23 protein-coding genes are annotated in these 26,841 nt (G+C 72.6%); 9 read left to right on the forward strand and 14 right to left on the reverse strand.

Translation table 11 applies throughout. The features are described from left to right. Window positions 1-9 precede the first annotated feature (9 nt). The 6 genes from AB0J88_RS10895 (at window position 10) to AB0J88_RS10920 (ending at window position 9,880) form a co-directional block, all read left to right on the forward strand. Entirely contained in the window at window positions 10-867 is an 858-nt protein-coding gene (locus AB0J88_RS10895; RefSeq protein ID WP_364361627.1) for an NAD(P)-dependent oxidoreductase, read from the forward strand. Next, a complete protein-coding gene (locus AB0J88_RS10900; RefSeq protein WP_364361629.1) occupies window positions 864-2,114 on the forward strand; it encodes an enolase C-terminal domain-like protein in 1,251 nt (416 codons plus the stop codon). Before AB0J88_RS10895 ends, AB0J88_RS10900 begins: the two co-directional genes overlap by 4 nt. A 19-nt stretch (window positions 2,115-2,133) precedes the next feature. Beyond that, window positions 2,134-4,764 carry an AAA family ATPase gene (locus AB0J88_RS10905; protein WP_364361631.1) on the forward strand — a complete coding sequence of 877 codons (2,631 nt, stop codon included), beginning with the start codon at window positions 2,134-2,136 and terminating at the stop codon, window positions 4,762-4,764. 32 nt (window positions 4,765-4,796) lie between these two features. Further along, complete coding sequence (locus tag AB0J88_RS10910; protein WP_364361633.1) at window positions 4,797-5,594, forward strand: methyltransferase domain-containing protein; 798 nt, start codon at window positions 4,797-4,799, stop codon at window positions 5,592-5,594. A gap of 96 nt (window positions 5,595-5,690) precedes the next feature. Then, window positions 5,691-9,311, forward strand: a complete 3,621-nt coding sequence (locus AB0J88_RS10915; RefSeq protein ID WP_364361635.1) for a M12 family metallo-peptidase — start codon at window positions 5,691-5,693, stop codon at window positions 9,309-9,311. Between the two features lie 47 nt (window positions 9,312-9,358). Then, window positions 9,359-9,880 carry a hypothetical protein gene (locus AB0J88_RS10920; protein ID WP_364361637.1) on the forward strand — a complete coding sequence of 174 codons (522 nt, stop codon included), beginning with the start codon at window positions 9,359-9,361 and terminating at the stop codon, window positions 9,878-9,880. Window positions 9,881-9,933: 53 nt separating this feature from the next. Here AB0J88_RS10920 and AB0J88_RS10925 read toward each other — a convergent pair whose 3' ends face one another. The 5 genes from AB0J88_RS10925 to AB0J88_RS10945 are packed head-to-tail and all read right to left on the reverse strand — an operon-like array spanning window position 9,934 to window position 13,454. Next, window positions 9,934-10,167, reverse strand: a complete 234-nt coding sequence (locus tag AB0J88_RS10925) for a hypothetical protein (RefSeq protein WP_364361639.1) — start codon at window positions 10,165-10,167, stop codon at window positions 9,934-9,936. A 2-nt stretch (window positions 10,168-10,169) separates the two neighbouring features. Further along, entirely contained in the window at window positions 10,170-10,706 is a 537-nt protein-coding gene (locus AB0J88_RS10930; RefSeq protein ID WP_364361641.1) for a hypothetical protein, read from the reverse strand. 24 nt (window positions 10,707-10,730) lie between these two features. Beyond that, a complete protein-coding gene (locus tag AB0J88_RS10935; RefSeq protein ID WP_364361643.1) occupies window positions 10,731-12,179 on the reverse strand; it encodes an MFS transporter in 1,449 nt (482 codons plus the stop codon). A 54-nt stretch (window positions 12,180-12,233) separates the two neighbouring features. Beyond that, window positions 12,234-12,539, reverse strand: a complete 306-nt coding sequence (locus AB0J88_RS10940) for a helix-turn-helix domain-containing protein (protein WP_364361645.1) — start codon at window positions 12,537-12,539, stop codon at window positions 12,234-12,236. An 18-nt stretch (window positions 12,540-12,557) separates the two neighbouring features. Then, complete coding sequence (locus tag AB0J88_RS10945) at window positions 12,558-13,454, reverse strand: LysR family transcriptional regulator (protein WP_364361647.1); 897 nt, start codon at window positions 13,452-13,454, stop codon at window positions 12,558-12,560. Window positions 13,455-13,526: 72 nt separating this feature from the next. Here AB0J88_RS10945 and AB0J88_RS10950 point away from each other — a divergent pair, with 72 nt between their 5' ends. The 3 genes from AB0J88_RS10950 to AB0J88_RS10960 are packed head-to-tail and all read left to right on the forward strand — an operon-like array spanning window position 13,527 to window position 18,426. After that, the gene (locus AB0J88_RS10950) at window positions 13,527-14,441 is read left to right on the forward strand and encodes an EamA family transporter (RefSeq protein WP_364361649.1); all 915 of its coding nucleotides are present in this window, start codon (window positions 13,527-13,529) and stop codon (window positions 14,439-14,441) included. Continuing rightward, window positions 14,407-15,321 (forward strand): serine hydrolase domain-containing protein, encoded by a 915-nt coding sequence (locus AB0J88_RS10955; protein ID WP_364361651.1) that lies wholly within the window; start codon window positions 14,407-14,409, stop codon window positions 15,319-15,321. Before AB0J88_RS10950 ends, AB0J88_RS10955 begins: the two co-directional genes overlap by 35 nt. Before the next feature lie 33 nt (window positions 15,322-15,354). Further along, window positions 15,355-18,426, forward strand: coding sequence for a BTAD domain-containing putative transcriptional regulator (locus AB0J88_RS10960; RefSeq protein WP_364361653.1), 3,072 nt, complete (start codon window positions 15,355-15,357; stop codon window positions 18,424-18,426). Here the strand turns inward: AB0J88_RS10960 and AB0J88_RS10965 are convergent. The 9 genes from AB0J88_RS10965 to AB0J88_RS11005 form a co-directional block, all read right to left on the reverse strand. Continuing rightward, complete coding sequence (locus AB0J88_RS10965) at window positions 18,381-19,145, reverse strand: ABC transporter permease (protein ID WP_364361655.1); 765 nt, start codon at window positions 19,143-19,145, stop codon at window positions 18,381-18,383. The genes AB0J88_RS10960 and AB0J88_RS10965 overlap by 46 nt on opposite strands. Next, entirely contained in the window at window positions 19,142-20,101 is a 960-nt protein-coding gene (locus tag AB0J88_RS10970; RefSeq protein WP_364361657.1) for an ATP-binding cassette domain-containing protein, read from the reverse strand. Before AB0J88_RS10970 ends, AB0J88_RS10965 begins: the two co-directional genes overlap by 4 nt. 137 nt (window positions 20,102-20,238) lie before the next feature. Beyond that, a complete protein-coding gene (locus tag AB0J88_RS10975) occupies window positions 20,239-21,072 on the reverse strand; it encodes an alpha/beta hydrolase (protein WP_364361659.1) in 834 nt (277 codons plus the stop codon). Between the two features lie 43 nt (window positions 21,073-21,115). After that, window positions 21,116-21,433: an L-rhamnose mutarotase gene (locus AB0J88_RS10980; RefSeq protein WP_364361661.1), complete on the reverse strand. Its 318-nt coding sequence runs from the start codon at window positions 21,431-21,433 to the stop codon at window positions 21,116-21,118. Window positions 21,434-21,453: 20 nt separating this feature from the next. Then, window positions 21,454-22,521 carry a rhamnose ABC transporter substrate-binding protein gene (gene rhaS, locus AB0J88_RS10985; protein ID WP_364361663.1) on the reverse strand — a complete coding sequence of 356 codons (1,068 nt, stop codon included), beginning with the start codon at window positions 22,519-22,521 and terminating at the stop codon, window positions 21,454-21,456. Continuing rightward, window positions 22,518-23,558, reverse strand: coding sequence for an ABC transporter permease (locus AB0J88_RS10990; RefSeq protein ID WP_364361665.1), 1,041 nt, complete (start codon window positions 23,556-23,558; stop codon window positions 22,518-22,520). Before AB0J88_RS10990 ends, rhaS begins: the two co-directional genes overlap by 4 nt. Continuing rightward, complete coding sequence (locus tag AB0J88_RS10995; RefSeq protein ID WP_364361667.1) at window positions 23,548-24,549, reverse strand: ABC transporter permease; 1,002 nt, start codon at window positions 24,547-24,549, stop codon at window positions 23,548-23,550. The genes AB0J88_RS10990 and AB0J88_RS10995 overlap by 11 nt, the downstream gene beginning before the upstream one ends. Further along, the gene (locus tag AB0J88_RS11000; RefSeq protein ID WP_364361669.1) at window positions 24,546-26,027 is read right to left on the reverse strand and encodes a sugar ABC transporter ATP-binding protein; all 1,482 of its coding nucleotides are present in this window, start codon (window positions 26,025-26,027) and stop codon (window positions 24,546-24,548) included. The genes AB0J88_RS10995 and AB0J88_RS11000 overlap by 4 nt, the downstream gene beginning before the upstream one ends. 81 nt (window positions 26,028-26,108) lie before the next feature. Beyond that, a complete protein-coding gene (locus AB0J88_RS11005) occupies window positions 26,109-26,783 on the reverse strand; it encodes a hypothetical protein (RefSeq protein ID WP_364361671.1) in 675 nt (224 codons plus the stop codon). Window positions 26,784-26,841 lie beyond the last annotated feature (58 nt).

Below are 26,841 nucleotides of genomic sequence, written 5' to 3' on the forward strand. Positions count from 1 at the left end.
CGTGTGCTGGTGACGGGCGCCGCGGGGCTGCTCGGCCGCGCGGTGCTCGAGGCGCTGGTCTCGGACGGCGTCCCCGTCACCGCGCTGGACCGGGTCGACCCCGGCGACCTGCCGGCGGACCGGGTCGTGGTGGGAGATGCCGGCGACCCTTCCGTGGTGGGCCGGGCGCTCGCCGACGTCGACGCGGTGATCCACCTCGCCGCGATCCCGGCGCCGACGCTGGACACTCCGCTGGCGGTGTTCGGCGGCAACACCAGGGCGACGTTCGTGGTGCTCCACCACGCGGCGCAGGCCGGCGTGCAGCGGGTGGTGCTGGCCAGCAGCATGTCCGTGCTGGGGCTGGCCTGGGCACAGGTCCCGCTCGAGCCGGTCTACCTGCCGATCGACCTCCGGCATCCGTTGCAGGTCTCCGACCCGTACGCGTTGTCGAAGCAGGCCGACGAGGCGACCGCCGCGATGGTCGCCCGCCGGCACGGGGTGGCGGTGACGGCGCTGCGCTTCCCTTTTCTGGGCGGCGTCGACCGCCTCACCCGGCGGTCCGAGGAGTTCCGCGCCGATCCGGCCTCGGGCGCCCTGGAGCTGTGGTCCTACCTCCACGTCGACGACGCGGCCGCGGCCTGCCTGCTCGGGCTGACCGCGGCGCCGGTCGGCTCCCACATCCTGTTCGTGGCCGCGCCGGAGACGCTCGCGCCCTATCCGACCGAGGACCTGCTGGCGGCCTTCCTGCCGGGCGTGCCGGTGCGGGCGCGGTTCCCCGGTCGGACGCTCCCGGTCGACCTGGAGCCGGCCCGGAGGCTGCTCGGCTTCACGGCCGCGCGCCCGCTGCCGTTAGGCTCACGCACGCTGGACGAGGAGGAGCCGGTATGACGATGGAGGAGGCCCAGCCACCCTGGGCGGCGCGCGACGGGCTGCGGATCACCCGGGTGCGGGCGATCGTCACCGCGCCCGAGGCGACGCTCGTCGTGGTGCGGGTCGACACCTCCGAGGACGGGTTGTACGGCCTGGGCTGCGCGACGTTCACCCAGCGCGCGGGCGCGGTGGCGGCGGTCGTCGAGCACATCGCGGAACTGATCGTCGGCCGGCATCCCGCCGACATCGAGGACATCACGCGGATGGTGCACCTCTCGTCGTACTGGCGGAACGGCCCGGTCCTCAACAACGCACTGTCCGGTGTGGACATGGCGCTCTGGGACATCGCCGGCAAGCGGGCCGGCATGCCGGTCTACGAGCTGCTCGGCGGCCGGGTCCGCGCGGCGGTGCCGATCTACCTGCACGCCAGCGGCGCGACGATCGCCGACACGGTGGACCACGCCCGTTCCCTGGTGGCTTCCGGGTTGAGGCATGTGCGGCTGCAGACCGGCGGCCCCGGCGTCGGCACCTACGGCGCGCCGGGCATCCCGGGCGCGTACCCGTCGTCGCCCTACGCGGACGGCTGGGACGTCGAGCGGTACCTGGCGGTCACCCCGGCGCTGTTCGCGGCCGCCCGCGACGCGCTCGGCGACGAGGTCTCGCTCTTGCACGACGTGCACAGCCGGTTGACGGTCAAGCAGGCACTGGTCCTGTGCCGGGCGCTGGAGCCCTACCGGCTGTTCTTCGTCGAGGACCCGATCGCGCCGGAGCACTACGACCGGCTGCCGGAGCTGCGGGCGGCGGCGCCGGTGCCGATCGCGGCCGGTGAGCAGGTCGGCTCGGTGCCCGACGCGGCCCGGCTCGTCACGGCCGGCGGCGTCGACCTGCTGCGCCTGCACATCTCCGCGATCGGCGGGCTGACCCCGGCCCGCAAGCTGACCGCTCTGTGCGAGCTGGCCGGTGTGCGCACCGCATGGCACTCCCCCGCCGACGTGTCACCGGTCGGGATGGCCGCGAACCTGGCGCTCGACGTGTCCAGCCACGCGTTCGGCATCCAGGAGGGCCACGTGTACGCCGAGGAGGTGCACGAGGTCTTTCCCGGCACGCTGCGGCACACGAACGGCTACCTGACGCCGTCGCCCGAGCCCGGCTGGGGCATCGACCTCGACGAGAAGGCGGCGGCGAAGTACCCACCCCGGCACTACGGCCACGAACGGTGGTCGACGCGGATCCGCCGTCCCGACGGAGGCATCGAGCCTCCGTAAGCCGGTAGCGTCGCTCCCGATGGAGCTGCTCGAGCGTGCCGCGGTGCTGGACGCGCTGGCCGAGGCGCTGGCCGCCGCCCGGGGCCGCGTCGTCCTCGTCACGGGCGAGGCCGGGATCGGCAAGTCCTCCCTCGTGCGGCGTTTCGCCCGGCAACACGCGGCGCAGGCCCGGTTCCTGCTCGGCGCCTGTGACCCGCTGCTCACCCCGCGTGCCCTCGGTCCGCTGCACGACCTCGGACGCCAGACGGGTGGCCGGCTGGCCGCGCTGCTGGGGGCCGGCGGGTCCCGCGAGCAGCTGTTCACGGCGCTGCTCGACGAGCTCGACGGGCACGGTCGTCCGTGGGTGGTGGTCGTCGAGGACGCCCACTGGGCCGACGAGGCCACGCTGGACCTGCTGGTCTTCCTCGGCCGGCGGATCGCCGACACGACGGCGCTGCTGATCGTGACCTACCGCGACGACGAGCTCGCGGCCGACCACCCCCTGCGCGCCGTCGTCGGCCGGCTCCCCGCCGGGTCGGTGCGGCGGCTGCCCCTGTCACCGTTGTCCGAGGCGGCCGTCGCGGTGCTGGCCGACCGGGCCGGCCGGCCCGCCGCCGGGCTGCGCGCCCTGACCGGCGGGAACCCGCTGCTGGTCACCGAGGTGCTGGCCACGGCCGACGCCGGCGTGCCGATGACCATCCGCGACCTGGTGCTGGCCCGCGTGGGCGGCCTGCCGGACGACGCCCGGGAGGTCCTGCGGCTGGTGGCCGTGATCCCGACCGCGGCCGAGCTCTGGCTGCTGGAGCGGCTCGTGGACGCGCCGGCCGCGGCGGTCGAGGCGGCGGTGTCGGCCGGGCTGCTGGTCGTCCGGGACGACACGATCGGCTTTCGCCACGAGCTGCTCCGGCGGGCGGTCGAGGACTCGCTGTCGGCGCTGGCCCGCCGCGAGCTCAACCGGCGGATCCTCGCGGTGCTGACCGGCGGTCGCGTCGACGTGGCCCGGCTGATGCACCACGCCCGCGAGGCCGGCGACGACGGCGCCGTCCTGCGCTACGGGCCGGAGGCGGCGCGGCAGGCGGCCGCGGTCGCGGCCCACCGGGAGGCCGTCGGCCACTACCGCGCGGTGCTGACGCACTCGGAGCGGCTCGGTGCGCCCGTACCCGCCGAGGTGCTCGAAGGCTACTCGGTCGAGTGCTATCTGGCCGGGCTGTCCGCCGAGGCGGTCGAGGCCCGCCGGTCCGCGCTGGCGCTGCGGGAGGCGGCCGGCGACCGCGAGAAGGTCGGCGACGGGCTCCGTTGGCTCTCGCGGCTGCACTGGTGGGACGGCAACCGGCGCGCCGCCGAGGAGTCGGCGGCCAGGGCCATCGCCGTGCTGCGCGAGCTGCCACCCGGTCCGCGGCTCGCCATGGCCTACAGCAACCAGGCGCAGCTGGACATGCTGGCCTACCGCCCGAAGGCCGCGGCGCGGTGGGCCGCGCCGGCCATCGAGCTGGCCCGGCGGTTCGCGGACCAGGAGATCCTCACCCACGCGCTGACCAACATCGGCACGGCCCGGCTCCAGGGCGGTGACGTCGGCGGCCGCGCCGACCTGGAGGAGGGCTTCCAGGTCGCGGTCGCGTCCGGGTTGGACGACCATGCCGCCCGGGCCCTGTGCAACCTGGCGACCACCTCCGCCGAGTGGCGCGACTACCGCCACGCCGGCGACGACCTGGAGCGCGCGCTCGCCTTCACCCGGCCGCGTGAGCTGGCCGGCTACACCCAGCACCTGCTCGGTCATCGGGCGCGCCTGCGCCTGGACCGGGGCGACTGGGCCGGCGCGGAACGCGACGCGCACGAGGCGCTGGCCGAGCTCGTGCACGGTGGCGCCCGGGTGGTGGACGCGTTGGTTCCCCTCGGCCTCCTGCGGGCCAGGCGGGGCGATCCGGGCGCCGGCGACACCCTCGACGAGGCAGTCGAGCGCGCCTTCGCCACCGGCGACCTGCAATGGATCGCTCCGGCGGTCGCGGCGCGGGCCGAGCACCGGTGGCTGAGCGGCGGGACGGATCCCGCTCTGGAGCGGACGTTCGCGCTCGCGATCGAGGCCGCGCATCCGTGGTTCGTGGGAGAGCTCGGCCACTGGCTTCGGCTCGCGGGCACGCCGGTGCCGGACGACCTGGTCGCCGCCGAGCCCTACCGGTTGCTGTTCGGCGGCGACTGGCGCGGGGCGGCCGCCGCGTGGTCGGAGCTCGGCTGCTCCTACCACCGCGCTCTGGCGTTGGCGCGCGGCGACGACGAGGCCGTGTTGGCGGCGCTGGCCGTGCTCGACGCGCTGGGCGCCCGGCAGACGGCGGCGCGACTGCGCCGCGAACTGCGCACCCGCGGCGTGCGCGTGCCCCGCGGGCCGACCCGGTCCACGTCCGCCAACCCGGCCGGCCTCACCGCGCGGCAGGTCGAGGTGCTCGCGCTGCTCGTCGACGGCCACAGCGACGCCGAGATCGCCAACCGGCTGTCGCTGTCGGCCAAGACCGTGGGCCACCACGTGTCCGCCGTACTCGCGAAGCTCGCTGTCGGGTCCCGGCACGCGGCCGCCGTGCGTGCCGCCGAGCTAGGGATCGCGCCACCGAAAGATGGGGAGCCGGCGCCGCGGAGTTGGGGATTCGTCCCCGATTCGTCCACGGCGGAGGAGACCTAGCGTCTCTCCTATCCACTTCAGGAGGGACCACAATGGACACCACTGTCATCAAGCAGAAGCAGCAGGCGACCTGGGCCTCGGGCGACTACTCGGCCGTCGGCACGCGCCTGCTGCTCACGGCCGAACGGCTCTGCGAGGCCGTCGACCTGCGCGCCGGCGAACGGGTGCTGGACGTGGCCTGCGGCAACGGCAACGCGAGCCTCGCCGCCGCGCGCCGCTTCTGCCAGGTCACCGGCGTCGACTACGTGCCCGCGCTGCTGGACCGCGCCCGCGGGCGCGCCCGGGCCGAGGGCCTCGAGGCCTCGTTCCAGGAGGGCGACGCGGAGGACCTGCCGTTCGCCGACGACTCGTTCGACGCGGTCCTGTCGACCTGCGGCGCCATGTTCGCCCCCGACCAGGAGAAGACGGCGGCCGAGCTGCTGCGGGTGTGCCGGCCCGGCGGCCGGATCGGCATGGTGAACTGGACCCCGGACAGCTACGTCGGTCAGCTCTTCCAGACCCTCGGCCGCTACGTGCCGCCCCCGCCCGGGCTGCTCCCGCCGGCGCTGTGGGGCAGCGCCGAGCGGCTGAGGGAGCTGTTCGGCCCGTCGGTCACGATCGACGCGCCGGCCCGGGAGTTCCTGTGGCGGTTCCCCTCGCCCGAGCACCAGGCGGAGTTCTTCGGCACCTTCTACGGCCCGACCCACAAGGCGCTGGCCGCCCTCTCACCCGACCGCGCGGCGGACCTGAAGGCCGAGATGGTCGAGGTGGTCAAGCGCTTCGACGTCTCCGACGACGCCACCCTGGTGCTGCGGATGGACTACCTGGAGGCCGTCATCCGCAAGCGTTGACCGTTTTCGATTTCTCCTCCGTACGGACCATGGTCACGGCATCGATCAACTGCCTACGGTGTCGGTGCGTCTGCCCGTCGAAGGAGATGAGTCCAGATGGCCGTGACCCGTTCTGTCCACAATCGAGGCTCGGGCCGCGGGAGGCGTCTCGCCGCCGTCGTGGTCGCCGCGCTCACGGCCGCGCTGCTGCCGATGGTGGCGCCGACACCCGCCGCCGCCGCGCCCGACCCGAAGGCGCCCTGGACCAGGGTCACCGGCAAGCCGGCGGCGGCCAAGGGGGTCCACCGGGCCGACGTGCGGGCCAAGCGGATGGCCACGCACACCCTCGACCGGGCCGCGCTGACGTCGGCGCTGGCCAAGGTGCCCTCCGAGCGCGCCCGGGCGGCTGCGGCCCCCTTGGTGGTCTCGCTCCCCGCGCCGGCGGGCGGCTTCCAGCGCTTCGCGCTCGTCGACTCCCCGGTGATGGAGGCCGGGCTCGCGGCGAAGCATCCGGAGATCAGGACGTACGCCGGCAAGGGCATCGACGACCCGTCCGCGACGATCCGGGCCGACCTGACCCCACTGGGGTTCCACGCGTCGGTCCGGTCGCCGCGCGGCGCGTGGTACATCGACCCGTACTACAACCAGGACCAGAGCCTGTACGCCAGCTACTACGGCCGCGACCTGAGCGACAGCCACGGTGAGTTCGTCGAGCGGGAGGACGTCGCGACAGCGGCGTCGGCCCTGTCGGACGAGGTCGCGGCGGTCGCCGGGGCGCCCGTGTCGCTGCGCACGTACCGCGTCGCGCTGGTCACCGACCCGTCGTACGCCACCTTCTTCGGGGCCGAGAACGTGACCGCCGCGAAGGTCACGCTGATGAACCGGGTGACGCAGGTCTACGAGGACGAGACGGCCATCCGGCTGGTGCTGGTCAACGACACCGACCGGACCAACCTGAACACCGCGGCGCTGGCGACCGAGCCCAACGGGCCCTGCGGCGCCTCGGCGTGCTTCACCCCGGCGCAGCTCAGCGCGTGCACCAGCGGGGCGCTCAACCGCAACCGGATCGTGCTCGGGCAGCTCGTCGGGGCGAGCGACTACGACGTCGGCCACCTCGGGCTCGGTGTCGCCGGTGGTGGCGTGGCTGGCCTGGGCGTGGTCGGCGGTGACGGCAAGGCGCGCGGCTGCACGGGTCTGCCCACTCCGGTCGGCGACTTCTACGCCGTCGACTACGTCGCCCACGAGATGGGTCACCAGTTCAGCGGCAACCACACCTTCAACGGCACGCAGCTCAACTGCTCCGGTGGCAACCGCAGCGCCGCGAACTCGGTCGAGCCGGGCAGTGGATCGTCCATCATGGCGTACGCGGGGATCTGCCGTCAGGACGACCTTCAGCCCCACAGTGACCCGTACTGGTCGCAGCGCAGCTTCACCGAGATCACCACGTACATCACGTCGAGCCGGCCCGCGATCAACGAGGTGCAGACGGTCTCGCTGCGGGACTTCGACGCGGACGGCGACTCGTTCACCGTCTCGTTCGGCGGGGTCACCTCCGCGCCGCTCGTGCGCGGGGTCAACTACACGCTCGCGGACCTCAAGGCGGCGATCGATGCCCTGGTGCCGGCCGGCACGACGGTGACCACGGCCGCCTTCGGGGGCAGCGGCGCGTTGACCGACGCGGGGTTCCAGGTCACGTTCACCGGAGCCACGAACGTGGACGCACTCGGCCTCGCCGACCTGGTCGGCGCCTCCGGGTTCGTCGGCGAGACGGCCAAGGGCGGCCCGATCGACAACGGCGGCAACGTGGTCACCGAGACCGGCAACCACGCGCCGGTCGTCACCGTTCCCGACGCCGTGACCATCCCGGTCCGGACGCCGTTCGCACTGACGGGCAGCGCCACCGACGCCGAGGGCGACACGCTGACGTACCTGTGGGAGCAGAACGACCGCGGTGGGCTCGCCGGCGGCAGCACCGTCGGGACGGCGCTGGTCAACAACGTGAAGACCAACGGCCCGTTGTTCCGCCAGTTCGGCACGGCCGCCGTCGTGAGCCCGACCGACACGTTGGAGTACTACTCCCCCGGCGAGAACGCGGTCCGGGCCGACCCGACGCGGGTGTTCCCTGACCTGGCCCAGATCGCGGCGGGCAACACGAACGCGGCGACCGGCACCTGTCCCGCGGCACCGCCGCCACCGACGTCGGGCGGGTCCAACGTGCCGCCCGAGGTCCGCGACTGCTACTCGGAGTTCCTGCCGACCGCGGACTGGGTGGGGTTCGACAACGACCGGACGATGCACTTCCGACTCACCGCGCGCGACGGGCACTCCGGCGGCGGTGGGGTCGGCAACGCCGAGGTCGCGGTCACGCTCGCGCCCGCGGCCGGGCCGTTCCTGGTCACCTCGCAGTCGGTCGCGACCACCGTGGTGGGTGGCGAGGCCCTGGATCTGAGCTGGGACGTCGCCGGCACCGATGTGGCCCCGGTCAACGCGGCCTCGGTGCGGATCTCGCTGTCCGTTGACGGCGGCGCGACCTTCCCGCATGTGCTGGCTGCCAGCACGGCGAACGACGGCGTCGAGTCCGTGACGCTGCCGAACGTCGGCACGACCGCGGGCCGGATCAAGATCGAGGCGGTCGGCAACGTCTTCTTCGACCTCAACGACGCCGATCTGACGATCCAGGCGGTGCCGGTGGTGTCGTCGGACGCTCCGGGCGGGGTCACGCAGGTGCAGTACAGCGACGCGCTGTCGCCCCGGGTGACGGTGCGGGCAAGCGACGCGGACACCGCGGGGTCGGGTTTGACGGCGACGGCCGCGGGTCTGCCGGCAGGGCTGTCGCTGGCCGTCGCGTCGACGTCCGGTGACTCGGTCCGGCCGGGCACGCGCACCTGGACCGTCGCCGGTGCCACGACGGCCGCTCCGGGCTCGTACCCGGTCACGGTCACGGTGACCGACTCCGGTGGCATCGCCGGGACCACGTCGTTCACGGTGGTGGTGGGCCGGGAGGACGCGGAGGCCACGTACACCGGTGACACGCTCGTCTCGGGTGGCACCGCGGTGCTGCGGGCGACCGTGCGGGACGGTTCGGCGCTGGCCGCCCCGACCGACCGGGCTCCGGGCGACGTCCGCAACGCCACGGTGACGTTCACGGAGGGCGGGACGACGCTGTGCAGCGCGCCGGTCGGGTTGGTCGGCGACGCCGCCACCGTCGGGTCGGCGTCCTGCAGCGCGCCGCTGTCGCTGGGCGCGCACACCGTGACGGTCTCGGTCGACGGCCACTACACGGGCGGCGACACCGGGCTGGTCACGGTGGCCAAGGCGCGTGGCTCCGTCAGCGGCAGCGGCACCATCCGGCCGCTGAGGTCCGCCGGCATCTATCCCGCGCGGGCTGGGTCGCAGGTCGACCTCACGCCGAGCCTCGTGCGGTTCCAGAGCGGGAGCCGCACGTACGAGATCCGTTCGACGGCTGTCTCGTCGCTGGGGTCCAGCTCGGGCGGCGGGGTGGCGCGGGCTGATCTCCGGGCTCAGGCCACTTTGAACGACGTCACCGGCTCGTCCCCGACGCTGGTTGCCTCCGGGTTGACCCTGCGGGTGGCCGTGAGCGACCGGGGATCGCCGGGGTCGGCCGACTCGTTCGCGGTGACGTTGTGGAACGGGAACGCGCTGCTCTTCTCGTCCGAGTGGACCGGGGCGAAGAGCCAGGAGCTCAGATTGGCCGGCGGAAACCTGGTCGTCCGTTGAGTGAGGAGGCCGTTTCGGCCCGCCTGCCCGTCGGGTAGGTGGGAGGCATGGATCGCAACGTGGTCAAGGTGCTGCTGGGCGCTTGGGAGCGACCCGACTTCCGGGCGGGCCTGCAGCACCTGATCGACCTCGACGAGGTGACGTCGCTGTTGGCCGCCCTGGCGGTCGACGACCAGGACGACGAGGTGCGGCGCCGGGGCATGGAGTTGCTGCGGTCGGCACTGGAGACCGCCGAGATCCGCCGGGCGGTGCTGCTGCTGATCGAGACCGACGACATCCGGCACAGCCTGACGGCCGCGATCGCCGACGGCCTCGCGCACCGTCCCGGCCTCGCCTCGGCGATCCGGTCGGCCCTGGACGATCCGGCGGTCCGCGCGGAGCTCCGGGACGCCCTCGAGTCACCGAACATCCGGGCGCTGGTGTGGAAGGTGGCGGAGGACGAGTTCCGGGGGCGTCGCGTCGCGCTGGTCGGGCAGGTGACGCTCCTGCTGCTGCGGCACCGACCCGTCCGGCGACTGGCGTGGGCCTTGAAACGACACGGCGTGATCCGCGAGCTACGCGTCACGTGACCATGGTCCCCTTGAGCTGGTTACCGGGGCTGATGTCCTGGAGGAACGCGTCGTCAGTCGTGGTCGTAGACGGTGGTGACGATGTCGCGAGCACAGAGGGCAGCGACGACGAGCGGCTCGATGCGCTCCCAGCGGCCGCCGGCCAGCCCACAGCCGATGCGAGGCAGATGAACGGAGGCGGCGAGTTCGGCCGCATGCCCGGCCACGGCGTTCAGACAGCGCTCGACGGCGTCGTAGCGGATCGGCGGCCCGCCGCTCCCGGTGCGCATGCCGTGCTGGGCGACCACCTCTATCGGCTCTTGAGGCAGATGAACGGGCCGCGTACGCCCGCGCTGTAGCGTTCGGCCGCCGCCAGGGCGCTCATCACGCGGCGGCGTGGTGACAGGTTCGCGTTCGCTGTCGCGTGCAGCGCTCCCAGGGCGATCTGGTCTCCGCACCCTACGGCGGCGAAGCCGTCGGCGGCCTTCGCTACCTGGTAGTCGTCGTGGATCGCGAACAGCTCACCCGCCACGCCCACCAGGAACGTGCCGCCTTCCTCGCGCTCGTTCTCCTTCGCTGCCCAACCCCCGGTCTTCAGGCAGTCCCGCAGCGCGTCGATGAAGGTTGTCGACATGAACGCGTCCAGGTTGCCGGTTGGCTTCGGCAGCGTCAGCGAGTAGCGGATGAGCTGGCCCATCCGGAACGACGTCGTGAAGCCGAACACGTACCGCTTCTTCCGGAACACCTTGGCGTCCGCGCGCACCGTCAGGCTCATGCCGGCCACTCCGGCGCTGTCGCCTCCGATGTAGACCGTGCCCAACTCCACCAGCCCAACGATCGCCGTCATTCCAGAACGATGGCAGCATTGACGTCAGCGGGCCAACCCTGGAACCCCGGCCACGGCCGCCTCCGCGTACGACTCCTCCTCGACGAGCGGCGCGGCGGCCACGTAGTGGTGGTTGCGCGGCACCAGCAAGGCAGCCAACGCGGCACCGACACAGGCCAGGCCCAGCACCGCGAATCCCACCGTGTAGCCACTCTCCGTCGGCAACCCGCTCGGCAACACGTGCGCGCCCACGATGCTGGCCATCACCGCCGCGCCCATCGCGCCGCCGATGCTGCGGATGTTGGCGTTCATGCCGTTCGCGGCTCCCGTCTGGTGCGCGGGCACCGCCGCCACGATCACATTGGACATCGTCGCGAAGGCCGCCCCGAAGCCGACGCCGAGGATCGCCATCGACATCAGGATCTCCCATTGTGAGCCGTGGGCCAGCGTGAGGAAGACGAACGACCCGACCGCGAAGACCGTGCCGCCGACCAGCACCCCCTTCGCGCCGAAGCGGTGGGTCAGGCGCGGGGCGGCAAGGCCCGACACGAACATCGTCACGCTCAGCGGCAGCATCAGCAGGCCGGCCCGGGTCACGCTCGCGCCGAATCCGTAGCCGGCGGCGGGAACCGTCTGCATGAAGGCCGGCAGGAAGCCCATCAGGCCGTACATGCCGATGCCGAACAGCAGAGCCACCAGGTTCGTGGTCCAGACCGCGGGCGCGCGCATCATCCGCATGTCGATGAGTGGGCTTTCCGATCGCGTCTCCACGACGATCCAGGCCACGAGGAGCACGACCGCGAGCGCGAGCAGGCCGAGCACCCGGGCCGAGCCCCAGCCCCACGACGCCGCCTCGGTCAGCGCGACCAGGAGGCTGACCAGCCAGAGGGCCAGCAGGCCGGAGGCGGTCCAGCTGAACCGGCCCGGCGCGCGCGACTCCGATGCCGGGATGCGGAAGTGGGTCGCGACGGCGGCGACCACGACGGCCAGCGCGGGCAGCCAGAACAGGGCGCGGTAGCCCAGGAGGTCGACGATCGGACCGGCCAGCACGATGCCGAGGCCGGCGCCGATGGCGAGCAGCGCGGCGATGAGGCCGACGGCGCCGGCGACCCGCTCGCGGGGCAGCTCGTCGCGGACGATCCCGAACGCCAACGGCAGCACGCCACCGCCGACGCCGGACAGGGCGCGGCCCACGAGCATGACGCCGATGTTCGGTGCGACGGCCGATAGCAGCGCGCCGGCGGCCAGGGCGATCAGGGCGATGAGCAGCACCTTGTCCTTGCCGGCCCGGTCGCCCAGGCGGCCCAGGATCGGCGTGAAGATCGCGGCCGAGAGCAGGTTGGCGGTCAGCACCCAGGTGACCGTGCTCTGCGTGGTGCCCAGGTCCTGCTGGATCACCGGCAGGACGGGGGCGATGAGCGACTGGATCAACGCGTACGACAGGACGCCCAGGAGGAGCACGGGCAGGATCAGGCGGTTGCGGGTCTGTGGCACGGTACGAACGTACGCGTACTATCGAACCGTGCTCAACCCAGTGTGAGCCGGCAGTCAGCCAGCCCGCACCGCGTCGAGGATCGCGTCGAGCAGTCCCGGGAAGCGGGCGTCGAGGTCCTCACGCCGAAGCCCGGCGCGGAACTCGCGGCCGGTGCGGTAGACCCCGACCACGCCGCTCTCGCGCAGGATCCGCCAGTGGTGGGTGGCGGTCGACTTGGGCAGCTCCGACAGGAGTTCGCCGCACGTGTACCGGTACGCGCTGTCCGCCGCCATCCTGGCGACCGCGCGCTGGCGGATCGGGTTCGACAGCGCTTCGAGGACCCGCGAGATGTCCAACTGCTCCCGGGTGGGCTGCGACATCGCCATCATGGTACGAGCCTACCCGTACGATCGCTCCCACGATTCCCGCAGCGCCACGACCGTCTCCCGCAGGGCGGGCCGCGCGGCGGAGGCGGCCCGCCACGCGACCGTCACCCGCCTGGTCGGCCGGGGCGCGACCGCCAGGGTGACCACGCCGGACGGCAGCGTCGGTCGGGCCAGCCGGGGCAGCATCGCCACGCCGAGGCCCGACGCCACGAGGGTCAGCTGGGTCTCGAACTCGCCCACCAGGAAGTCCGGCTCGACGCCCGGCAGCACCCGCATCAGCCACTCGTAGCAGATCGCACCCGGCGGAGCCGCGATCCACCGCTCGCCGAGGAGCTGGTCGCGGCGCACCGGCCCGGCCGCGGACGCGAGGCGGTGGCCGGTCGGCACCACCAGGTCGGCGACGTCGAGCCCGAGCTCCGCGGTCGCGATCCCGGCGGGCCAGGTCAGGGCGGCCTCCGGCCAGTCGTCGAGGACGGCCAGGTCGACGTGGCCGCGCTGGAGCAGGTCGAGCGCATGGTGCGGGTCGCCCTCGACCAGGCCCGTACGCAGGTCCGGGTGATCGGCCGCCAGCCGGTGCAGCGCGTGCGGCAGCAGCCCCCGGCACGCGGTGGCGAACGCCGCGATCGTCACCCGCCCGGTGACGGTGTCCCGTTGCGCGGCCAGCGCCGCCTCGGCCTCGTCGAGGGCGGCCAGCACCTTGGCGGCGTGGGCGGCCAGCACCCGGCCGGCCTCGGTCAGCCGGATCCGCCGGCCGTCCTTCTCGACCAGTGTGGCGCCGGTCTCCCGCTCGAGCTTGCCGAGCTGCTGCGACACCGCCGACGGCGTGCAGTGCAGCGCCGCGCTGGCCGCGAGTACCGTCCCGTAACTAGCCACGGCGTCGAGCGCCCGCAGCCGACCCACCTCGATCATGTAGTGAGGCTACCTGGACGATGAAGAAAGCATCGCTGGTGCTAAACCGTCCGCGACCAGAACGATGACCTTGTGAAACCACGCGACATCGCCCTCGCCGTCGGGGTGACGGCCCTCTGGGGCGTCAACTTCGTCGTCATCCGGGTCGGGCTCGACCACTTCCCACCGTTGCTGTTCAACGCTCTGCGCTTCACCGTCGCGGCGGTGCCGGCGGTCTTCTTCGTCGGTCGCCCCCGGGTGCCGTGGCGCTGGGTCCTCGCCGTCGCCCTGGCCCTCGGCGTCGCCAAGTTCTCCCTGCTGTTCGCCGGCATGGCGGCCGGGATGCCGGCCGGCCTCTCGTCACTCGTCCTGCAGAGCCAGGCGATCTTCACGGTCCTGCTGGCGGTGTTCCTGCTCAAGGAGCGACCGGGCCGGCGCCGCCTCGCCGGGTTGGCCGTCGCCGCCGTCGGAGTGCTGATCGTGGCCGTCGGCCTCGGCGCCGCCCTGCCCGGCGGCGCGTTCGCGCTGGTGATCGCCGCGGCCGCCGCCTGGGGTCTGTCCAATGTGGCCACGCGGAGGGCCGGCGCCACGGACATGCTGCGCTTCATGGTCTGGGTCAGCGCGCTCGCGTCGCCCTGGCTGATCCTGCTGTCGCTGCTGGTCGACGGTCCGGCGAAGGACCTGTCGGCGCTGCGGGACGTGACGCCCGGCGCCGTCTTCGCCGTGCTCTTCGTCGCCGGCGCGGCCACCCTCGGCGGCTTCGCCGCGTGGGGGCACCTGATCGGCCGGTACGGCGCCTCGACCATCGCGCCGTTCGCCATGCTGGTGCCCCTGTTCGGCATCGCCAGCGCCGCGCTGCTCCTGGACGAGGCGGTGCGTCCGACCGACGTACTCGGCGGACTGCTCGTGATCGGCGGGGTGCTGGCGGGCCTCGTTTCGACGCCGGCCCGCGGCGTACGGCAAGATCCGGTTGGTGAATCTCCAGGACGAGCTCGAGCGGCGCGCTGACCTGCGTGCCGCACCGGCCCTGGCGGTCGGGGTCTCCGCCGCCGGCACGCGAACCGTGGCCACGCGGGGCGCCGGCGCGCGCTTCCGGATCGCGTCGCTGACGAAGACGGTCACGTCCGCCACGGTCGTGCTGACCATGGCCGAACGGGGCATCCCCATCAGCACGCCCGCCGTCGAGCTGCTCCCGATGCTGGCAAGCGACTGGCGGGCCGACCGCTCCCTGACCGTCGAGCAGCTGCTCGGGCAGGTCTCGGGACTCCGCGAGGACGTGGACGCGGCGGCCGTGGCCGAGCTCGGCGACGGGACGTTCGCCGTCGAGGAGGCCGCCCGGCTCGTGGTCCGCGCCGGCAACGCGCGTCCACCAGGCGGCCGGTGGTCCTACTACAACGGCAACTACTTCCTGGCCGGTGCCGTTCTCGCCGCCGTGACGGGTGTGTCCTACGAGCTGGCCGTTCTCAAGAACCTGCTGCGCCCCTGGGAGCTGGACGGCACCGGCTTCCTCGGGTTCGCCGACTACCCGCGAGGCCGGCGTCCCAGCGGCGGCCTGTGGTCCGGCGTCCCGGACCTGCTGACCCTCGGCGAGCGCCTGATCGGCGACCCGCCGCTGCTGGCCGAGACCCGCCGGCCGCGGACGGCGCCGGACGACCCCATGGCGTACGGGCTGGGCTGGGCGCTCGGACCCTCGGGCCAGCTGTTCGTCAACGGCCGCCTGCCGGGTCACCGGGCGGCCATGCTGCTGGTCCCGGACCAGGGCTTCGTGGCGGTCGCGCTGGCCGGCGACGAGTACGTGCTGCCCGGGCTGGCCCGCCTGCTCAGCGACCTTCAGCAGCCGCTGACCGGCGACGACCTCGGCGCGGCGATCGACGGTTTCGCGGCCTGAGGCCGACCCGGCCCGCTGGCTAGACTCTCGTGAGTGACGGTCGAGCTGGTCCTGCTGCCGCGGGTGGCCTACCGGGGCCAGGAGATCACCGGCTCGGGGCCGCAGAACCTGCTCGCGCTCCTGGCCGACTCGACCAGCACGGGCGGCAGCAGCACCGGCCGGCTGATCGAGGACCTGTGGCCGGAGAAGCGCCCCGACCACCCGGCCAAGGCGTTGCAGCTGTTGGTGTCGCGGCTGCGGGCGCGGCTCGGTGCTGACCTCATCGCGTCGACCCCCACGGGCTATCGCCTCACGCTGAGCGCGGACCAGATCGACGCGTCCGCCGTGCGGCTGCACGCGGAGGCGAGCTCCCGGGCGGCCGCGGTCGGTGACCACGCCGCCGCGCTCGCCGCGGCCGACGCCGGCCTCGCGCTGTTCGAGGGCGCGGCCGCCGACGCCGGAGACGACCCGCTGGCGACGGTGCGGGCGGAGCGAGTGCCGGTCAGGCGCTCCCTGGTGCGGGGGCGCGCGCTGGCGCTGGCCCGGCTCGGTCGGCCCGCCGAGGCCCTCGAGCCGCTCCGGGAGCTGGCCGCCGCGCAGCCGCGCGACGAGGAGGTGCTGGCCGAGCTGCTGCGCTCCGAGGCGGCCACGGTGGGTGCGGCGGCGGCCCTGGCCAGATACGACGCCTACCGCCGGTCGGTGCGGGACGAGCTGGGCAGCGATCCCGGGCCGGCGCTGCGACAGGTCTACCAAACGTTGCTCGCCAGTGACGCGCCGGCGGTCCGGCACGGGGTCGCGGAGGAGCCGAACCCGATGCTCGGCCGGGACAAGGACGTCGCCACGGTGGCCGAGATGTTGCGTACGTCCCGGGTGGTCTCGATCGTCGGCTCCGGCGGGCTGGGCAAGACGCGGCTGGCCAACGCCGTCGCCCGGCAGGCGGCACAGCGGACGGTCCACGTCGTCGGGCTCGCGGGCGTCGCCACCGACGAGGACGTGGCCGGCGAGGTGGCCTCCGCCCTCGGTGCGCGCCTGTCCGGGCCTGGCCGGCTGCCGACCGGTCGGGACACGGCCGCCGCGATCGTCGACACCCTCGGCCCCGGTGCCGCGCTGCTGGTGCTGGACAACTGCGAGCACGTCGTCGACGGGGCCGCCGAGCTGGTGCGTTCCCTGGTGTCGGCGAGCCGGGACCTGCGGGTGCTGACCACCAGCCGGGCGCCGCTGCGGCTCGCGGCCGAGTCGGTCTACCCGCTCCCCTCGCTCGATCTCCCCACGATGGTCGAGCTGTTCGGCCTGCGGGCGCGGGCGACGCGGCCCGACGCCGACCTGCCGCCGGCGGTGGTGGGTGAGCTGTGCGCCCGGCTCGACGGGCTCCCGCTGGCTGTCGAGCTCGCGGCGGCCCGCGTACGCGTGATGTCCGTGACCGAGATCGCCCGCCGCCTCGACGACCGCTTCGAGCTGTTGCGCGGCGGCACTCGCGACGCCCCGGACCGGCACCGCACGCTGCACGCCGTCATCGACTGGAGCTGGCACCTGCTGGCCCCCGCGGCCCAGGCGGCGATGCGCATGCTGTCGGTGTTCCCGGGTGGCTTCACCGCCGCGGCGGCCCGGCACGTGCTGGGCTCGGATCTCGTCCTGGAGGAGCTGGTCGACCAGTCGTTGCTCCGGGTGACCGAGGGCGCGTCGGGCACACGGTTCCGGATGCTGGAGACGGTCCGGGAGTTCAGCACGGCCCGCCGCGACGAGGCTGCCGAGACCACGGCCGCTGTGGACCGATTCCTCGGCTGGGCAAGGGATCCCGGTTTCTGGCCGTCCACGTCGGACCTTGGTCTGCCCGATGTGGACGCGGTGCGCGGCGAGCAGGACAACCTGCTCCAGGCGCTGCGCTACGCCCTCGACCGACAGGACGGGGCGACCGTCGCCGCGACGGCGGCGTTGCTGGGGACCCTGTGGACCACCGAGTCGAACTTCACCCGCCTCGTCGCGCTGGCGAAGGACACCTCGTGGGTGCTGTCGCACTTCCGGCCCGGTCCCGACCTCGTCGAGGCGACCCGGCTGGCCGCGGTGCTCAACGCGATGATCGCGTCCGTGATGCCGGACCTGAGCCCGTCGCGTGCCCTGGCCGTTCTGCGCCGGTTGCCGGTCGCGCCGCCGGACACCCCGATCCGGGCGATCGACCGCGCGTTGCGGGCCGGCGACACGGCGGCGCTCGAGCGGATGGCCGACGACGACCGGCCGCTGCTGGCCGGCATGGCCAACTACGTGCTGAGCTACCGGCAGGAGCAGGCCAACGAGCTCTCGCGGGCGCTGGCCTCGGCCCGGCGGATGCTCGCGTGCCTCCAGGGCGACGACCTGGAGGTGATCCAGGCCCTGGCCCACAGCCGGATCGGCGAGCTGTGCCTGACGGTCGAGCCCGGCGACGGCGCGTACCGCCACATCGCGACGGCGTTGTCGATCGCCGAGCGGCTGGGCTGGTCGACGATGACGCGCGGCCGGTGGGCGCTGGTGCAGGCCAATCTTCAACGCGGCGCGTACGACGAGGCCGAGCGCGGTCTCGCGGAAGCGATCCTCGAGAGAGGCGACGACCCGGTCGACGCGGGGCGCTTCGAGCTGTGCGCGCGGGCGCAGATCCAGCTGGGCCGCGGCGACGTGGACGGCGGGCTGCGGTGGTGGCGGCAGGCGGCCGACTATCCCGCTTCAGGCACGGAGTTCGGCCTGTGGCCCTTCGAGGCCGAGGCGGGGGCAGTGCTGATGCACGCCCGCTACGGCCGGCTGCCCGAGGTCTCGTCCGTCGTGGCCGCACTGCCGGGGATGCTGGCCGGTCTGCTGCCGACAGCGCCGCCGACGATGTTCCCGGTGTGCGGCTCGCTGTTGCTGGCCATGGCGGTGGCCTCGTCCGGCCCGCGGGCGGCGCGCCTGATCGCCTTGGCCGAGCGGTTCGGCGTCATCCGCGGACTCCAGCCCGACCTGACCCCGTCCCGCATCTCGTCGATCGGCGTCGAGGCGGACGGGCCGGCGTACGCCGACGCGGTGTCGTCGTACGCCGGCCTCGATTCCGCGGGTCTGCGTTCGGAGGCGCTGGCTCAGGTCACCGGGTCCCGGCGGAACAGCAGCCGCGCCCAGCCGTAGCCGGCGAGCGTGAGCCCGGCACACCAGGCGACGGCGACGATCCCGTTGTCGTCGACGGGCGTGCCGAGCAGCAGGGCCCGCATCGCGTCGATGATCGGCGTGAACGGCTCGTGGGTCGCGAACCAGCGCACGGCCCCGGACATGGACTCCGGCGCCACGAACGCGCTGCTGACGAACGGCAGGAGCTGCACCGCGAACAGGAACGGCGTGGTGCCCTCGGGCGACTTCGCGGCCAGGCCGACCGCGACGGCGAGCCAGGTGAGGGCGAGCGTGAAGAGCGCGACGAGCCCGGCGGCGGCGAGCCAGCCGGTCGGGCTGGCATCGGGCCGGTAGCCCATCAGCACGGCGACACCGACGACCAGCACGGAGCTGACCAGCGTACGGGCGGTCGACACGATCACGTGCCCGGTGAGCACGGACGTGCGGGAGATCCGCATCGTGCGGAACCGCGAGATGATGCCCGTCGTGACGTCCTGGTTGACGGCCATGGCGGTCTGGCTGGCCCCGTAGCCGACGGCCATCAGCAGGATCCCGGGCACGACGTAGTTGATGTAGTCGCCCTGGGCCGCCTGCCCCATGCCGAGGTTCAAGGCGCTCCCGAAGATCCCGACGAACAGCAGCAGCATGAACACGGGCAACGCGATCGTCATGATCAGCACGATCGGGTTGCGCTGGGTGTGCTTCACGTTGCGGCGCAGCATGGTCATGGCGTCACTCATCGGGCGGCCTCCTTCTCCTCGCTGGGGTGCCCGGTGAGGGCGAAGAACACATCATCAAGATCCGGCGTGTGTACGGAGAGGTCCTCGACCTCGACGCCCGCCCGCTCCAGTTGGTCGAGGAGGGCCTTGAGCGCGCGTACGCCGCCGTCGCTGGGCACTTCGAGGGTGAGCGCGTCGTCGTCCCTGGCCGCGTGGGCGAACAACCGAGCCGCGGCGTCGAGCTCTTCGGCTGTGGCGAAGCGAAGCCTCACGTGACCGCCGGGTAGTCCTCGCTTGAGCTCCTCGGCGGTCCCGACGGCGACGACCTTGCCCTGATCGAGCACGGCGATGCGATCGGCGAGCTCGTCGGCCTCGTCGAGGTACTGGGTGGTCAGGAAGATCGTGACCCCGCTGGCCACCAGGCTCCGGATGGTCTCCCACATGGTGCGGCGGCTGCGGGGGTCGAGCCCTGTGGTCGGCTCGTCGAGGAAGATCACCCGCGGGTCACCGACGAGCGTCATAGCGAGATCGAGCCGCCTGCGCATGCCACCGGAGTAGGTCGAAGCCACCTTCCTGGCGGCGTCGGTGAGCTCGAAGCGACGGAGCAACTCGGCGGCCCGACTGCGACCCTCGACCCGGCCGAGGTGGTGCAGGTCGGCCATGAGGAGGAGGTTCTCCTCGCCGGTGAGCAGGTCGTCGACGGCGGAGAACTGCCCGGTGACCCCGATCGCGCCACGCACGTCGTCGGCCTCTTTGACGAGATCATGCCCGGCGACGCGGGCCTGCCCACCGTCCGCCTTGATCAACGTCGACAAGATCCGCACGGCGGTGGTCTTGCCGGCCCCGTTGGGGCCGAGCAGGGCGAAGATCGTGCCGCTGCGAACCTCGAGATCGACCCCGTCCAACACCACCTTGTCGCCGAACGCCTTCCGCAGCCCGGCCACCTCGACCGCCACCCCTGCTGGCACGCGCGTCATGCCCGTCCTCCCGTAACCGCGGCCCGACCGGCCACGCCTGGGAGGAAGAGTGCGCGGACCCGGTTTCACCCTGGCTTCACCACGGTGTCTCCAGGCCCGCATCGATCGATGCCACTGGCGATCCAGCCCAGAACGACCTAACTCTGCTTCTGGGCCAGGAAGTCGAGGATGACCGCGGCGAACAGAGGTGAGCTGAAGATCGAGTAGTGGGTCAGGCCGGGGAGGATGGCCAGGGCGTGGCCGCCTGCTGGGCGGCCTTCGCCTGTCCAGCCTCCGTCTCGCTTGCCGCCGTCAAGCAGTGCGAAGACGTCCATGAAGGCCGTCGGTGGGACCTGGTCCGCGTCCGCGCCCACCACCATCGTCGGGACCGAGAGCGCGCTGACCTTGTCCGTGAAGTCGATCTCGGTTTGCATGAAGGCGCCGATCTTGTCCAGCAGCCGGCCGAAGTCCTCCGGTCGTGGTGCGACCCGCTGGTACAGCTGGTACATCGGCGTGTCCACCATGAACTCGGCCGCCGCGGCGCTTACCTGGCCCTGCATCGCGCGCATTTCCGGGTAGATCGCGTCCGTGCGGAGCCACGCCGACGCCAACACGAGCCGGCCTACCTTGTCGGGGTGGTTTGCCGCTACGTGCATCGCCACGCCGCCGCCGAGGGAGTAGCCCGCCACGTCCGCTCGGCCCAGCCCCAGATGCTCGATCAGGGCGGCCACGTCGGCGGCCATCGTGTCGAGCGACAGTGGCCGGTCGACGTCCGCCGTGCGGCCGTGGCCCTGCAGGTCGACGGTGATGACCTCGTGCGCCGCGGCGAGCAGCGGCAGCACCGGCCCGAACATCTCGCCCGAGCCCAGGCCGCCGTGCAGCAGGATCAACGGGCTCCCGGCGCCGTAGCGCTCGTAGTAGAGGTTGATGCCGTTGACGTCGGCGTAGCCGCCGGTGCCAGCGAGGTCGGCGCTCCAGTCAGTGTCGGTCACCCGGACCATGCTACGAGTCAGGCACGTCGTCGCGCTGCCTCGGTCACAGGTGGAACACCTCGTCCAGCACCACGAAGCCGCGGTCCGGCCGCTCGCCGGGCTGGTCGACGAAGAACGGTGCCATCTCGGCCTGCCAGCGGGCGTTGACCTCCGTGGCCTCCATCGCGGCCAGGGACGCGTCCAGGTCTGCCGTCAGGAAATAGCCCACCAGCAGGCCGTCTTCGCGAAGGAACAGGGAGTAGTCGTGCCAGCCCGCCGATCGCAAGGCGGCCAGCATCGACGGCCAGACGGCGGCGTGGCGGCGCCGGTACTCGTCCAGACGATCCGGACGAACCTGGAGCGTGAAACAGATCCGGCGCACGCCAGCCACCTCGCGGAAGACTAGAAGTCGAACTGGTCGATGTTGGACGCCTCGAAGGTGAAGGGGTCACCCAGCACGATCTCGCCGCCCGCGCCGACCTTGTAGTCACCCAGCTTGCCCGCCTTGAACGATTCACCCTCCTTGCCGGTGATGATGCCCGAGGCCAGCGCGGCGCCGGCGTAAGCGGCCAGGTAGCCCAGGTCCGCCGGGTTCCACAGGGCGAACGCCTTGCACGTCCCGTCCTTCACGAACGCGCGCATCTGGTTCGGGGTGCCCAGCCCGGTCAGCTGCACCTTGCCCTTGTAGGAAGACCCGGACAGGTAGCGCGCCGCGGCCGCCACACCCACCGTCGTCGGCGAGATGATGCCCTTGAGGTTCGGGTGCTTGGCCAGCAGGCCCTGCGCCTCCTGGAACGACTTCTCGTCCTGGTCGTCGCCGTAGACGGTGTCGACCAGCTTCAGCTTCGCGTACTCCGGCTTGGCCAGCTCCGTCTTCATCATCTCGATCCAGGCGTTCTGGTTCGTGGCGTTCGCAGTCGCCGAGAGGATCGCGATCTCACCGCCGTCCGGGCCGACCGCGTCCGAGATCAGCTTGATCTGCGACTTGGCGATGCCGTCCGCGGTCGCCTGGTTGACGAACACGTCGCGGCACTCGGGCTTGGTGTCGGAGTCGTAGGTCACGATCTTCGCGCCCGCCGTCTTGGCCTCGGTCAGGGCGCCGCAGATGGCGTCCTTGTCGTTGGCCGACACGACGATCACGTCGGTCTGCTGCTGCGACAACGTGTTGATGTACGAGACCTGCGCCGACGGGCTCGCCTCGGACGGACCGGTCTGGGAGTACGCGCCCTTGAACTCCTCGACAGCGGACTTGCCGCCCTTGTTGTCGGACGTCTCGAAGTACGGGTTGTTCACCTGCTTCGGCAGGAAGGCGATCTTCAGGCCTTCTTTGATGGTGCCGGCCTGCCCCGAGCCCGAGCCCGAGTCCGTGCCGGTGCCACTGCCGGAGCCGTCCTCCGCGCAGGCGCCCATGGCGAGCGTCAACGCCGCGAGGACGGTTGCCGCGACGACGCGTACACCTGTGATCCTCATGGTTGGGTCCTTTCTCCAGGGGGTGGTCGTCGGCGTAGCCGCCCACGGGCCATGCGCACCACGTTGGGCCCGACGACGGAAGCGATGAGCAACGTTCCGGTGACGATCGTCAACGCGTTGGCCGGGACGTCGGCCAGTTGCAACGCGTTGCGGAGAGTGCCGAGGAGCGCGACCGCGGCGACCACACCGAGCAGGCCGCCGCGACCGCCGAAGATGGACACGCCGCCCAGCAACACCGCCGCCACCACCGACAGCTCGAGGCCGTTGGCGTTGTCGGCCCGGGCAGACGCGAACCGGAACGTCCAGAAGACGCCCGCCAGCGCGGCGACCACACCCGTCGCCACGAACAACCAGAACTTGGTCCTCATGACCGCGATCCCCGAGTACGCGGACGCCTCCGCGTTGTTGCCGATCGCGTAGAGCCCACGACCGAGCGGGGTCGCGTGCAGCAGCACGCCGAACAGCAGCGCCAGGACGGCGACCACGAGCACGAACCAGGGCACCACCGTGCCGGAAATCGGCGCGATCATGTTCGTCGTCCACGAGATCGGGTAGTCCGCGACCGCGCGGTCACCGAGCACCACGTAGGCCAGACCGCGATACAGGGCGAGGGTGCCGATCGTGACGGCCAGCGACGGCAGCCCGAAGACGGTGACGAAGACGCCGTTGACCGCGCCGAGCACGGCGCCGAGTGCCAGCGAGATCACGATCAGCAGCGGCAGCGACGTCACGCCCGCCTGCCACAGCCAGCCCATCACGCTGCACGTCAGCCCGACCGTCGACGCCACGCTCAGGTCGATCTCGCCGGTGATCACGATCAGCGTCATCGGCAGGGCGATCAACGCGATCGGGATCGCCTCGAGGATCACGAAGCGGTAGAAGCGCGGGTTGCCCACCCCGTCGATCGTCAGGCTGCCGACGATGATCACCGCGATGAGGGCGACGAGAACCAGCAGGTCCCAGGAGCCGAGCACACCCCGGGCACGGGTACGCGTCGGCGGGCTGACCGGCTCGCGGACCGGCGTGTCAACGGCCACGGTCGCTGCCTCCTCGAAGTCGCCGGGCCAGCCGCACGGCCAGCGAGCGGTCCAGGCCGATCGCGGCGAGGATCAGCACGCCGACCGCGGCCCGTTGCCAGAACGGGTTGATGCCGAGCACGGGCAGGGCGCTGCCGATCGTGGTCAGGAGCACGGCCCCGAGCGCCGCGCCGTAGACCGAGCCGCTGCCGCCGAAGATCGCCACACCACCGACGACGACGGCCGCGACGACGTTGAGCTCGCTGCCGAGGCCGGCGTTGGCGTCGATCGTGCCGAACCGGGCCGCGTGCAGCACGCCGGCCAGACCGGCGAGGGCACCGCTGGCGACGAAGGCCCAGAAGACGCGGCGGCCGACCGGAATGCCGTAGAGCCGGGCGGCGTCCGGGTCCGAGCCGATGGCGTAGAGCTCCCGACCGCTGCGGTACGACCGCAGGAAGACCCCGGCGCCGACCAGCACCACCAGAGCGAACAACGCAAGAATCGGCACTCCGAGGACGGTGCGGGTGCCGAGCGACAGGAAGCCCGCAGGCATGTCGGCCGCGTTGATCTGGCGGCCGGTGGCCCAGGTGTAGTCGACGCCGCGGAACACGTACAGCGTGCCGAGGGTGACGACCAGCGCCGGCACCCGCGCGGCGGCGATCAGCCCGCCGTTGACCGCCCCGCACAGCGCGCCCAGGCCGACGCCGGCCAGCAGGGCCACCGGGACCGGCAGTCCCGGGTTGCTGACGAACAGGTTGCCGGTCGCGAACGCGGCCAGGCCGAGGATCGAGCCCACCGACAGGTCGACGTTGCGGGTGATGATGACGATCGCCTGGCCGACCGCGAGGATGGCCAGGATCGTGGAGCCGAGCAGCAGGTCCTTGACGTTCTGCGCCGACAGGAACCGGGTGTTGACCACGAACGTCACGCCGACCAGCAGCACCAGCGCCAGGGCGATGCCGAGCTCGCGCACCACGAAGACCCGGTGCACCGCGGTGGTCGGGGCCGTCACGGCTGTGCTCCGGTCGCGGCGACCATCACGGACTCCTCGTCGGCGCCGGCCCGCGGGATGTCGGCCACCAGCCGGCCCTCCCGCATGACCAGGACGCGGTCGGCCATCCCGAGCACCTCCGGCAGTTCGCTGGAGACCATCAACACCGCCACCCCGTCGGCCGCCAACTCCGAGAGCAGGCGGTGCACCTCGGCCTTCGTACCCACGTCGATCCCCCGGGTGGGCTCGTCGACGATCAGCACCCGCGGCTCGGTGGAGAGCCATTTCGCGAGTACGACCTTCTGCTGGTTGCCCCCGGACAGCGTGGCGACCGGGTCGGTGGGCCGGGCGGCCTTGACCCGCAACCGCGCGGTCCAGGTCGCGGCGGACCGGCGCTCCGCACCGCCGAACAGGAGCCCGGCCCGCGACAGCGCCCAGCGGCGCGGCAGCGTGGCGTTGCGCTCCACCGACAACTCCATCACCAGGCCCTGCTGGCGCCGGTCCTCCGGCACGAGGGCGAGCCCGGCGGCGATCGCGGCCGGGGTGTCTCCGGGTGGCAGCGGCCGGTCGTCGACGCGGACCTCCCCCGCGTCCGGCTTGTCGACGCCGAACACCGCCCGGACGACCTCGCTACGCCCGGCGCCGACCAGGCCGGCCAGCGCGACGATCTCGCCGCCGCGCACGGTGAAGCTGACGTCGGCAAAGAAGCCGTGCCGGGTCAGGCCGCGCACGTCGAGCCGGACGTCGCCGGGCGTGGTGTCGACCTTGGGGAACAACGTGGCGACGTCGCGGCCGACCATCTTGCGGACCAGGGCGTCGACCGTGAGCTCGGAGGCGGGGGCGGTGTCGACCCGGCGGCCGTCGCGCATCACGGTGATCCGCTCGCACAGGTCGAACACCTCGTCGAAACGGTGCGAGATGAACAGCACCGCGGCGCCGTCGTCGCGCAGGGAGCGGGCGACCGCGAACAACCGCTCGACCTCCACACCGGACAGTGCCGCCGTCGGCTCGTCCATCACCAGCACCCGGGCGTTGGTGGACAACGCCTTGGCGATCTCGACGAGCTGCTGGTCGGCGATCGACAGGCCACGCGCGGGGCGGTCGGGGTCGAGCCGCACGCCGAGCCGGTCGAACAGCTCGCGGGACCGCGCGCGCATCGCGGCGGTGTCGATCCGGCGCAGGCTGCGGCGCGGTTGCCGGCCCATGAAGATGTTCTCGGCGACCGACAGGTCGGGAAACAGCGTCGGCTCCTGATAGATCACCGCGATGCCGGCCGCTCGCGCGTCGGCCGGCCCGCCGAAGGTGACGGGCTCGCCGTCGAGCAGCACCGTGCCGGTGTCCGGCGGGTGCACTCCCGCGAGGATCCGGACCAGCGTCGACTTGCCCGCGCCGTTCTCGCCGACCAGCGCGTGCGCCTCGCCGGCGACCAGCTCGAGGTCGACGTCGCGCAGCGCCGCGACAGCGCCGAAGGACTTGCTCACCGCGTGCAGCGCCAGCATCGCACCTCCCGGCCGTGAAACGTTTCATAGACCGCTGTGGTGAAGACACTAGGGATGTGAATCCGTCAGCGCAAGGGGTTGTTAACCGCCGGTGTGGCCCTCTTCCTCACCGTCGGCGGTGAAGGCACCACTGCCCTGCTTGGTCTCGAGGTAGACGTGCTGGTGGCCGAAGCCGGCGTCCACATTGATCTGGTCGAGCTGGGCGGCGGCCACCGACCAGGCGGTGGCGGCGGCGGTGCGGGCGCGGCCCGCGATCTCGACGAGCGCCGGCTGCCGGTCGGCGGGGCCGGCCACGGCGGCCGCGTAGAGGTCGAGCGCCACCTGGAAGTCGCCGACCGCGCTGCGGAACCCGCCGCGGGCGACGTTGGTGGCCGTCGTGCCGGACGGGCTGTCGGCGTGGGCGGCGACGAGCTCCTTGACCGTCTGCTGCCAGCCCGCGATCGTCGCCGCCTCGGCCGGCTTGCCGCTGGCGACGGCGGCGTCGTAGTCGTCGAGCAGCGTGGTCAGCTTCTCCTGCGACGCCCGGGCCACGTCGGTCAGCGAGCGGATCTGGTCGCGGTCGCGCTGGGCCTCCTGCGCCTTGAGGTCGTCGATCGCGCGGGTGGTCGCGTCGGGCCGTCCGATCAGGAAGCCGACGAGACCGGCCATCAGCGCGGCGACCACGACGGCGGCGACGGTGGCGGCCAGGGGCACGCGGCGCTTCTGGGCCAGCTCGGCCTGGCGCACATAGGACGGCTTACCGGTCTTTCGCGACATCGTCTCTCCAGGGTTGGTCGGACGACGGCCCCGCCGAGTAGCCATCTTCGATGGAACG

It is taken from the genome of Asanoa sp. NPDC049475 (assembly GCF_040676915.1).
Lineage (GTDB): Bacteria > Actinomycetota > Actinomycetes > Mycobacteriales > Micromonosporaceae > Asanoa.

Bases quoted from the DNA above. Each gene is read 5' to 3' on its own strand.
- AB0J88_RS10965 (WP_364361655.1), bottom strand. From the start codon at position 19,145: ATGAGTGACGCCATGACCATGCTGCGCCGCAACGTGAAGCACACCCAG.
- AB0J88_RS10940 (WP_364361645.1), bottom strand. From the start codon at position 12,539: ATGTCGCAGCCCACCCGGGAGCAGTTGGACATCTCGCGGGTCCTCGAA.
- AB0J88_RS10905 (WP_364361631.1), top strand. From the start codon at position 2,134: ATGGAGCTGCTCGAGCGTGCCGCGGTGCTGGACGCGCTGGCCGAGGCG.
- AB0J88_RS10920 (WP_364361637.1), top strand. From the start codon at position 9,359: ATGGATCGCAACGTGGTCAAGGTGCTGCTGGGCGCTTGGGAGCGACCC.
- AB0J88_RS11000 (WP_364361669.1), bottom strand. From the start codon at position 26,027: ATGCTGGCGCTGCACGCGGTGAGCAAGTCCTTCGGCGCTGTCGCGGCG.
- AB0J88_RS10915 (WP_364361635.1), top strand. From the start codon at position 5,691: ATGGCCGTGACCCGTTCTGTCCACAATCGAGGCTCGGGCCGCGGGAGG.
- AB0J88_RS10945 (WP_364361647.1), bottom strand. From the start codon at position 13,454: ATGATCGAGGTGGGTCGGCTGCGGGCGCTCGACGCCGTGGCTAGTTAC.
- AB0J88_RS10930 (WP_364361641.1), bottom strand. From the start codon at position 10,706: ATGACGGCGATCGTTGGGCTGGTGGAGTTGGGCACGGTCTACATCGGA.
- AB0J88_RS10900 (WP_364361629.1), top strand. From the start codon at position 864: ATGACGATGGAGGAGGCCCAGCCACCCTGGGCGGCGCGCGACGGGCTG.
- rhaS (WP_364361663.1), bottom strand. From the start codon at position 22,521: ATGAGGATCACAGGTGTACGCGTCGTCGCGGCAACCGTCCTCGCGGCG.
- AB0J88_RS11005 (WP_364361671.1), bottom strand. From the start codon at position 26,783: ATGTCGCGAAAGACCGGTAAGCCGTCCTATGTGCGCCAGGCCGAGCTG.
- AB0J88_RS10910 (WP_364361633.1), top strand. From the start codon at position 4,797: ATGGACACCACTGTCATCAAGCAGAAGCAGCAGGCGACCTGGGCCTCG.
- AB0J88_RS10970 (WP_364361657.1), bottom strand. From the start codon at position 20,101: ATGACGCGCGTGCCAGCAGGGGTGGCGGTCGAGGTGGCCGGGCTGCGG.